Genomic DNA, 9633 nt, shown 5'->3' with positions numbered 1-9633 from the left:
ATTGACGCATGTTCTTCCGACTACAACTCCTGTCTTTTTGTATATCTATTTCTAAAGCTTCTATCAAGCTATTATGCTCTATTATTTGATCGTCTTTATAAGAATAAATTTTCATCTACAAATCAATCCTCCAACTGCTCTTTGTAATCTATATCTATTAATTCATAATGATCACAAACCTCAAACACAAACAAATCATCTAAATTTTTTAAAATTATCTTCTTTCCGCCCTTATCTCCTTTTAAACTCATCAAATCATCTTTATATTTTTTCGTGAAAATAGTTGGATTCAAAAGAAGACCGTCACTGCTTACACAGCCTAGATTTTTGCCACTTTTTATAAATCCATCTATAAAATTTTCTATAGTGTCTTCTTTTATATAAGGCTGATCACAGACTGTAAACATATAACAGTCATTATTGGAATTTGAAACTCCCAGCTTTATAGACTGGGATATTCCAAATTCACTATTGTTGTTTTTTATTGCTTTTATATCTTTATTTTCTAAATCATTTATTATTTTTTCATACTTTGTTACAAATATTATTTCATCTATATTTTTACACTTTTTCTTCAAATTTATTAATTTTTCTACTGTGTGCAAATACATAGGTTTATCGTCTATTTCGTATAACAATTTATTACTTTTAAATCTTTTACTATTTCCAGAAGCTAAAACTATTACACTTAACATAATTTCCTCCCTTCAATAGTTGTAATATAAAATATACTATTTGTTTTCTAGTTCTTTTTCTAGTATTCCCATAGCTATTTTTTCACTAGTCATAGGAAGCTCGTTAAACCAAATACCTGTCGCATTGTATATAGCTTGACATAGGGCTGGAGATGGAGTATTTATAACTAATTCTCCTATTGATTTAGCTCCAAATGGTCCTGTTGGCTCATAGCTGCTTTCAAACTCTACTCTTAGATTGCCCATATCAAGTCTTGTAGGTATTTTATATTGCATAAATGAGTCATTTATCATTCTTCCGTTTTTATCGTATTTTATATCTTCATATAAAGCCATACCTATACCTTGAACTATACCGCCTTCAGTTTGTATAGTAGCAAGAGCTGGATTTATTACTGTTCCACAGTCCACACATGCTACATAATCTAGTATATCTATATGTCCTGTCTCTTTATCTAATTCTATTTCAACTGCTGCTGCCATATATGGTGGTGGTGAAATAGGTGTTTTTTCCTTAGCTGAAGCTGTTAAAGTATGATTGCTATAGCACATAACGTTGTTTGCTATGTCCTTTAGAGATATTTCTTTTTCTGAAACTATAGAGTATACCTTTTGTCCATCGAAATCTACATCCTCAGGATTTAATTCTAGCATCTCAGCACCTGCAGCTATTATTTGCTCTCTAAGCATTTCACAAGTTTTTATAGTCGCCTTTCCTGTTAAATAAGTCGTACTAGATGCGTAAGAGCCTGAATCATATGGAGATATATCTGTATCTACTCCGTAAACTGTTATATTGTCTATATCAGTATCAAGACATTCAGCTGCCATTTGTGCTAGTATTGTATCACAGCCTGTACCCATATCTGTAGCACCTACCATCATTGAGTAGAAGCCATCATCATTTACAGATATTCTGACACTAGCTACGTCTACAAAGCTTATAGCAGAACCCTGCATCGCAACAGCTAGACCTACTGATCTTACTTTATTATCTGAAACTTGCTTGCATGGGTATTTTTCATACCAATTTATCATTTTTTTAACTTTATCTACACATTTATCAAGAGTACATGAATTTGCAGTTTCTCCATGGTATGCTGGCATGTAGTCACCTTGCTTTATAAGATTTTTTTCTTTTAGTTTTACTGGATCCATGTTCATCTTTAATGCTAGCTTGTCCATTGTAACCTCTAGTGCGTATACACCTTGTGTAGCTCCATATCCTCTATATGCACCTGTAGGTATAGTATTTGAGTATACGCCGTCAAATTCGAATTTAAACGCCTTTATATTGCTTGTATAAAGTGGTAGAGACTTATGTCCAGTTAGAGTTATAGTAGTAGGTGTATGATCTCCAAAAGCACCTGCATTTGACAATGTGTAAAGTGACGCTGCTCTTAGATTTCCTTCTTTATCTGCACCTAATTTTACAGTTACCTGCATTTGATGTCTACCGCTTGATGCCACTGTACTTTCTTGGCGAGAGTACACTATTTTAGCTGGCTTTCCAGTTTTGTAAGTTACAAATGCTGGGAATATTTCGCATACGACACTTTGCTTTGCACCAAATCCTCCACCTATTCTAGGCTTTATTATTCTTATTTGTGATTTAGGTATATCTAAAGCATGAGATAGTATTCTTCTAACGTGAAATGGCACCTGTGTAGATGCAACACATACTAATCTGCCAAATGCATCCATATATGTATAAGCTCTGAAAGTTTCCATCATAGTTTGTTGATTTGCTTTAGTTAAAAATGTCTCCTCTATGACATAGTCGCATTTTTCAAATTCAGCTTCTAAATCGCCTTCTGCTATTACATCGTGGCATATTAAATTTCTCTTTACGTCAGGGCTTACAGGTAATTTAACGCTCCAATCGTCCTCAGGGTGAACTATTATGTCATTATCTAATGCTTTTGTAAAGTCCATTAAAGGTTCTAATACTTCATAATCTACCTTTATCATTTTTAGCGCCTTATCTACACATTTTTCATTTTCTCCTGCTACTATTGCAACGGCATCTCCTACATATCTAACTCTATTATCTAGGATTTTTCTATCGTATGGACTTAGCTCTGGATAAGTTTGTCCAGCAGTAGTAAATCTAGTGTTTGGAACATCCTCCCAAGTATATATCCCTTCTATTCCAGGAACCTTAAGAGCTACATCCTTTTTTACATTTTTTATAAGTGCATGGGCATGAGGTGAACGAAGTACCTTTACCACAAGAGCATCCTTTGGCGCTATATCGTCAGTATACACAGGCTTACCTGTAACTAAAGCCATAGCGTCCTTTTTCATAACAGATTTATTTACATACTTCATCTCTATACCTCCTTATTTCTAGCTAGATATTTTTTAATCGCTCTAAGTTGTCCTTGATATCCTGTACATCTACACAGGTTACCTGCTAAGTATTCTTTTATTTCCCTCTCTGTAGGATTTTCTAATTCATCCTCCATAGCTAATACGTTCATTATAAATCCTGGAGAGCAATAACCGCATTGTTCAGCTCCCTCCTTAGCTAAAAATGTTCCGAAATCTCTAGCTCTATCTTGAACACCTTCAAGTGTTGTAACCTTTTTATTGTTTACCTGTACTGCAAGAGTTGCACATGAAAGCACAGGCTTGTTGTCTACCCAAACTGTACATAGACCGCAGTTTGCAGTTTCACATCCTCTTTTGACGCTCATACATCCTTTGCTGCGGACATATTCAAGTAAAACTGTATCAGGCTCTACATCGTCTTTTATTAATTTTCCATTTAACCAAAATTTAATCTCCATAGTCTACATACCTCCTATCTCATTTATAGATCTTCTAACTAAAACCTTGCATAAATGACTTCTAAATTCCTTACTAGCTCTCATATTGCTTCCAAATACTAGCTTGCTTGCAACATAGTCGGCAAATTTTTGTATTTCATCAGCAGTTGGATTTTCACTTAAAATATTTTCTTCATCAAGTACTAAGGCTGCCCTTTGTGGTCTAGCTCCAACTGCTACTTCAAATTTTTTATCTACCTTTGCAACTGCACAAGTAAGCACAGGAAAATCAGTAGATATATTTCTATGAGAAGTATAGACTATTTTTCTACCATCTTTTTTTATTATTACTTTTTCAAGTATATCATTATCGTAAGGCATGTCTACAAATTCCTTCATAGGTATTATTCCGCCTTTATAAAGCTTTACATAGCTATCTAATGCTAAGAAGCATGTAAGAGGATCTGAAAATCCAAATCTAGAGAAAATACTTCCTCCTACAGTAGCACTATTTCTAAATTGAACTCCAACTATACTCTTAACTGAATTTTTTATAGCACCTCTAAAATATTTATTAAGCCCTTCATGAGTTTCTAAATCTCTAAGTGTGACCATAGCACCTATTTCAAAGCAATCTTCTTTTTCTTCTATTTTATCAAGTCCTAAATTAGATAAATCGATAGCTGTTTGGATAGTTTTTTTACCCATTTTCATCCATAAAAGCCCACCTAATACATTTGCTTTTCTACTTTGGTTTAATTCGTAAGCTTCCTCTAAGCTATCTACAACAACGTATTTTTTAATAGTAAACATCGAATCCTCCTATTTAATATATTCATTACCTCTACATTAAAAAAGACAAACTCTACCGTTTGTCTCCTTTTTGGGAAAAGGAGGCACATTCGGGCGCCAAAGGTCTCCTTCCCTCTAATATGTAAATAATTTATTTTTAAATTTATATCAAACTAAATTTATTTTATCACAAATAATACACTTACTTCTATAGTATTTTAAAATATTTTAATTTATTTTTAAGCTGTAGCTTCTTCTTTTTGATCTTCTTTATTTTTAGGTAATATAAGATTTAAAGCAGTAGCTATTACGAAAGTCATTATTATACCATTTTGAGCAAATATATTTGATACCCAAGCTGGACATTGAGCTAAAACTTCAGGTACATTACCTATTCCAACTCCTAGACCTATAGCTAAAGCTACTATAAGACCGTTTCTTCCATCTAATTTTTCTCTAGATAGAGATTGTAAACCACTTACTAAAATCATAGCAAACATTATAACTGCTGCTCCACCTAAAACAGATTGTGGCATAACTGAAAATAATGCACTTAATTTCGGACAGAATCCACATAAAATTAAGAATATAGCACCTGTCATTATGACAAATCTATTTACTATCTTAGTAACAGTTACAAGGCCTACATTTTGGCTGAAAGAAGTATTTGGTAAAACACCGAATACAGCGGCAACTAAACTACCAACACCATCTGCCATAACACCACCTGATAATTCTCTATCAGTAGGTTCTCTGTCAAGACCACCGTTTGTAATACCAGATATATCTCCTACAGTTTCTACTGTAGTAGCGATAAACATTATTCCCATAGCTATTATAGCCTGCATATTGAACTCAAAAGGAACTACCATTGGATGTGGTAGAGATATCCACGCACTTTCTTTTACTTGTGTAAAATCTACCATACCTAGACATATAGCTAGTATATATCCAACTATTATTCCTATTAATATAGATGAGTCATTTAAAAATCCTTTAAATTGTTTAAATATCAATATCACTATAATAACTGTTGTACCGACTAATAAATGATTTAAAGAACCAAAGTCTTCAGCTCCTGCTCCACCGCCGAAGTACTTAATTCCAACTGGTAATAAAGATAAACCTATAGATATTATAACTAAGCTTGTAACTATTGGTGGAAATAATTTTTTAAGAGGTTTTATAAAAAATCCTAAAACCATTTCTAATACTGCCCCAACTAAAGAAGCTCCTAATATTGCTCCATAACCGTATTGTGCACCTATTGCTTTTGCAGTTCCTATAAACCCTGAGCTTGTACCCATTACTATAGGAAGTTTAGCTCCTACTGGTCCTATTGGATATAATTGAATTAGTGTAATCAAACCTGCTACAAACATCGCATTTTGTATAAGCATTGATTTTAAACCTGCATCCATTTCCAATAACCCACATACAATTATAAGTGGAGAAATATTACCTAAAAACATCGCAAGAACATGTTGTATTCCCAAAGGAATTGCTCTTTGTAATTCAACTCTTCCATCTAATTCATAAACTGAACCCTTTTTTTCCATAAATACACTCCTTTTTTATTTAATTACCAATAAAATATAACATACACATCCATAAATTTCTATACTTTATTTCATAATATTTGCTAAAATAAAGTATAAAAATATTGATTAAATGCAAAAAAAGTATTATGATGAAATTTAGTAAAACATAATCAAATTAAGAAATTAAAGGGGTCAGTTTATGAATAAAAAAAGAACACTACAAAACAACTTAAGTTATGCTCTAAAGTATATGTTTGATAATTATGGTATAAATATTTTTCTGGATGCTCAAAAATTTATAGTAACTCTTAAAAATTTAATTCCAAACCTAGATGAGGAAATTAAATTAGTAGAACATGCAATTGAAAAGAACGCAGTATCTGCAATAGTAAATGCTCACGATAAAAGAGATATAGATAAAAATTTTGCTTATTTAAGAGCAAAAACTATACTTACAAAAAATGGTATATCAGAAAAAACAGCATTGTATATAGTAGATTGTTTTTCATATGCACTTAATTGGATAGATGACATTCCAGATTATGAAGATTTATCTGATATAGATTTTAAAATATCTAAAAAAAATGAAGAAGAACCTAAGAAAAATCTTAATCTAAAAAAAATTGAAGATAATAATTTAAAAAGTGATTCTAAAATTAAATTAGACAAAAAAAATAATTTAGAAGAAGAAAAAAAGGATGACAATTTAAAGCCACTTCATTTTGAAGAAAAGACTTTATCTTCTTCAAAAAAAGAACCTAAAGAAGACAAAAAAATCGAAAAAAATAAAGTAGAGGAAAAAGAAATAAACGAAAAAGAAGATGATGACAAAATGAGTAGAAAAGACAATAAAACAGAAATTAAAAGTAATTCAAAATATTATTTAAATCATGATTTCGATGAAGACGAATACGACGATGATTATGACGACGATGATGAATATGAATCTAGCTCTATATTTAAGAAAATAGTTTTAATATTAGTTCCAATATTGGTTATATGCGCTTTAGGATTTTTTGTTTTCAAAAACTTTACTAAAGAAGCAGAGCCTGTTCTATCTGGTGTATCTATAACAACAGAATATAAAATAGAAAACGGAAATTACATTTTACCTATAAATCAAGAGACTAATTTAAATGTAATAATACAAAGTAAAAATTCAAAGAAAATCGATTTATCAAAATTGAGCTTTAAAATAGAAAATCCTTCTATTTGTACTTTTACAAATGACGGCAAAAAATGTACTATAACAGGGCTTAAAGAAGGGAACACTAAATTAGTAGTAATTTACAATAATGAAATAGTAGATTCTGTCAATTTGTATTTTGAAGATTTTGTAAAAGAAGAACAAATAGAACCTGATACTACAGAAGAACAAGTCGACGATCAAGAACAAATAGATACACAAGAAGACAACAGCATGGATAATAATACTGATAATAACTACGATAATAATAATAATAATAACAATAATAATAGTAACAACAATAACAATAATAACAACAACAATAATAATAATAATAACAATAAACCGAAGCCTCAGCCAAAACCTGAAGAACCGACTGAACCCGAAGAACCAACTGAGCCGACTGAACCTGAAGAGCCAACTGAGCCAACTCAACCGACTGAACCTGAAGAACCTTCAGACAATGGCTCAGAAGGTCAAAGCTTAGAATAACAATATCTATTATGGGCATAATAATTCTAAAATAGCTAAAGGAGTTCATTATGCCTACAGAAGATACTATTAAATTATTAAAGGAATGCGACGCTGGTTGCAAAATGGGTATAGATTCAATAAATCAGGTAATAGACAAAACTGACAATAAAAAACTATACTCTATATTAGAAAAATATTTAAAAGACCATAAAAAATTACAAAATAAAATATCAGATAAGTTAAAGGAGTTTGGAGATTCAGAAAAACAACCTAGCTCTATTGCTAAAACTATGAGCTATCTAAAAATAAACTTTAAGCTAATTAAAGGCGAGCACGACAAGGAAATCGCCGATTTGATGACAGACGGCTGTAATATGGGTATCAAATCCATACACAGATATATAAACCAATATCCAGCCGCTTTAGAATCGATCAAAAGCTTATGCAATGACTTATCTGAACTAGAAGAAAATTTTGCAAAAGACTTAAGAGTTTACTTATAAAAAAATGCCACCAGGTGGTGGCATTTTTTTAATATAAATCTGCTATCTCCTTAAGTCTAGAATAGATCTTTCTTATTCTCAAATTTATATATTCAATATATCCTCTTCTCATAATCCAATCATTTGTATCGATTTCATCGAACATATCCTCATATTGCTCTCTCAGATAATCTATATTATCTGCATGCATATTTAACATATAATCATATAAAAATTCATACGCATTTTTATAAGTAAATGTATCTGTATCAGAATCATTTACTGTAATTACAATTAGCTTATTATCTTCATCTACATCGAATTCTGTTTTATCCATTTCAAAGCTTCCCATTTGACCGATAAGCTTATCTACCTCTTCTAGTAAATCTCTACATTCTCTTAATAAATCTATTTCCTGCATAAAATACTCCCTTCTTATGCGCAACTAAAGGCACAACATATAACAAGTTACATATTGTGCCCGATGTGTGCAATTTTTAATTATTTTCAAGATTGCTTCTCAATCTCTATCTTACTAAATTTTAATTTATAATTTGTTATTAAAGATATATTATTTAGATGTAATTATTATTTAAATTTTGAATTGTTATAGACCTAAATACTTTTTTTGTAGCTTAAAGAAATTACACACATATTTATTAATAAGAATTAAAAAATTCTATTAATCTATATCTATTAATACCTCATTGTTTGCCTTATTTAAAGCTATTTCAAGTTCTAAAATTTCTTCGTTTTTATCTTCTAAATACTTTTTAAGCTCTTTTTTATTGAAATTAGGTTCTCTAACCTTATAATATACAGATGTAGCAGCTGCATCTACCTTTCTCTCCTTCGATGGCTTAACCTGTTCTAAAATTTCTTCGAAATTTTCAACTTGATCCCTTAAGTATTTTATTTTATTTAAAGCACCTTGGAGGCTTAATTTTCCATTTTTTGTTTCTATGTAATTTTCATTATTTGCCTTAGATATTTTTGTCTTTATCTGAGAAATCTCTTCTCCCAATTCTATTATCAACTCAAATTCTCTGTTAAAATCAACTACTTCATTACAATCAAATCTACTTCCGTCAGATTCTAAAATATATTCTTGAATTAAATTTTCAACTTTCATCATAGTATACATTTTATCTCTATAGATTCTGTCTAATTCAGACACCTTTAACATCGCTTGACTTATTGTAATCATATGTAAACCCTCCATATTTTAAAAGCTACTGTTTTTTAAAAACATATGCTATACCTACTATAAACAACAATGTAAGCATATAAGATAGTATATATGTATATGAAGCTGTCGATTGTAATAGCAATATTAGTACTATCGCAATTAATTCTAAGGATGAAAACAATATATTTTTTAATCCCTCTAAAAATATTCCAAAAAACAACCATACTATCTTCATTTCTGAGCTTTTTAAACTAAATCCGTTTAAGTAATCCAATAATGTGCCTACAAAAATATTTCTAAAGTAATTTCCACAGACAACCACTCCATTAGTTATACCCTCGTATAGGCCTAATTCGTATTCAAGTTGAAATCCAGCCTTGGATTTAGCGTAGTAAGTAAGTTTCGAAGTTGAAACCTCCTCTAACCTAGATAGTGAAACATATCTGCTCAATTTATTTGAACTAAAAATCTTACTTTGACCAGTATAATTAATAGAAAGAGGC

10 protein-coding genes are annotated in these 9633 nt (G+C 30.8%); 2 read left to right on the top strand and 8 right to left on the bottom strand.

The features are described from left to right. Window positions 1-122: 122 nt before the first annotated feature. From ACI3VO_RS16375 to ACI3VO_RS16355, 5 genes are all read right to left on the bottom strand, one after another. Window positions 123-695: a nucleotidyltransferase family protein gene (locus ACI3VO_RS16375; protein WP_439758937.1), complete on the bottom strand. Its 573-nt coding sequence runs from the start codon at window positions 693-695 to the stop codon at window positions 123-125. Between the two features lie 36 nt (window positions 696-731). Then, on the bottom strand, window positions 732-3026 hold the full coding sequence (locus ACI3VO_RS16370) for a xanthine dehydrogenase family protein molybdopterin-binding subunit (RefSeq protein WP_439758936.1): 2295 nt from the start codon (window positions 3024-3026) through the stop codon (window positions 732-734). 2 nt (window positions 3027-3028) lie between these two features. Continuing rightward, window positions 3029-3487, bottom strand: coding sequence for a (2Fe-2S)-binding protein (locus ACI3VO_RS16365; protein WP_439758935.1), 459 nt, complete (start codon window positions 3485-3487; stop codon window positions 3029-3031). A gap of 3 nt (window positions 3488-3490) precedes the next feature. Next, entirely contained in the window at window positions 3491-4279 is a 789-nt protein-coding gene (locus ACI3VO_RS16360) for an FAD binding domain-containing protein (RefSeq protein ID WP_439758934.1), read from the bottom strand. A 218-nt stretch (window positions 4280-4497) separates the two neighbouring features. Continuing rightward, complete coding sequence (locus ACI3VO_RS16355) at window positions 4498-5817, bottom strand: uracil-xanthine permease family protein (protein ID WP_439758933.1); 1320 nt, start codon at window positions 5815-5817, stop codon at window positions 4498-4500. Window positions 5818-5998: 181 nt separating this feature from the next. Here ACI3VO_RS16355 and ACI3VO_RS16350 point away from each other — a divergent pair, with 181 nt between their 5' ends. Both ACI3VO_RS16350 and ACI3VO_RS16345 read left to right on the top strand, forming a co-directional pair. Next, window positions 5999-7477 carry a hypothetical protein gene (locus tag ACI3VO_RS16350; RefSeq protein WP_439758932.1) on the top strand — a complete coding sequence of 493 codons (1479 nt, stop codon included), beginning with the start codon at window positions 5999-6001 and terminating at the stop codon, window positions 7475-7477. A 50-nt stretch (window positions 7478-7527) separates the two neighbouring features. Next, window positions 7528-7962: a DUF2383 domain-containing protein gene (locus tag ACI3VO_RS16345; protein ID WP_439758931.1), complete on the top strand. Its 435-nt coding sequence runs from the start codon at window positions 7528-7530 to the stop codon at window positions 7960-7962. Between the two features lie 28 nt (window positions 7963-7990). On the opposite strand, the gene ACI3VO_RS16340 is transcribed toward ACI3VO_RS16345, so the two are convergent. The 3 genes from ACI3VO_RS16340 to ACI3VO_RS16330 form a co-directional block, all read right to left on the bottom strand. Continuing rightward, entirely contained in the window at window positions 7991-8362 is a 372-nt protein-coding gene (locus ACI3VO_RS16340) for a hypothetical protein (RefSeq protein ID WP_439758930.1), read from the bottom strand. 261 nt (window positions 8363-8623) lie between these two features. Beyond that, window positions 8624-9148, bottom strand: coding sequence for a hypothetical protein (locus ACI3VO_RS16335; protein WP_439758929.1), 525 nt, complete (start codon window positions 9146-9148; stop codon window positions 8624-8626). A gap of 25 nt (window positions 9149-9173) precedes the next feature. Next, window positions 9174-9633: hypothetical protein (locus ACI3VO_RS16330; RefSeq protein ID WP_439758928.1), on the bottom strand; the 460-nt coding region annotated here is incomplete at its 5' end.

Source organism: Intestinibacter sp. (assembly GCF_051866655.1).
In the GTDB taxonomy this organism is placed as follows: domain Bacteria; phylum Bacillota; class Clostridia; order Peptostreptococcales; family Peptostreptococcaceae; genus Intestinibacter.
The sequence above is the reverse complement of the archived record's forward strand: the minus strand, read 5'-3'. Positions and strand labels throughout refer to the sequence as shown.

Coding starts and splice junctions, on each gene's coding strand:
- ACI3VO_RS16375 (WP_439758937.1), bottom strand. CDS start 695: ATGTTAAGTGTAATAGTTTTAGCTTCTGGAAATAGTAAAAGATTTAAA.
- ACI3VO_RS16370 (WP_439758936.1), bottom strand. CDS start 3,026: ATGAAGTATGTAAATAAATCTGTTATGAAAAAGGACGCTATGGCTTTA.
- ACI3VO_RS16365 (WP_439758935.1), bottom strand. CDS start 3,487: ATGGAGATTAAATTTTGGTTAAATGGAAAATTAATAAAAGACGATGTA.
- ACI3VO_RS16360 (WP_439758934.1), bottom strand. CDS start 4,279: ATGTTTACTATTAAAAAATACGTTGTTGTAGATAGCTTAGAGGAAGCT.
- ACI3VO_RS16355 (WP_439758933.1), bottom strand. CDS start 5,817: ATGGAAAAAAAGGGTTCAGTTTATGAATTAGATGGAAGAGTTGAATTA.
- ACI3VO_RS16350 (WP_439758932.1), top strand. CDS start 5,999: ATGAATAAAAAAAGAACACTACAAAACAACTTAAGTTATGCTCTAAAG.
- ACI3VO_RS16345 (WP_439758931.1), top strand. CDS start 7,528: ATGCCTACAGAAGATACTATTAAATTATTAAAGGAATGCGACGCTGGT.
- ACI3VO_RS16340 (WP_439758930.1), bottom strand. CDS start 8,362: ATGCAGGAAATAGATTTATTAAGAGAATGTAGAGATTTACTAGAAGAG.
- ACI3VO_RS16335 (WP_439758929.1), bottom strand. CDS start 9,148: ATGATTACAATAAGTCAAGCGATGTTAAAGGTGTCTGAATTAGACAGA.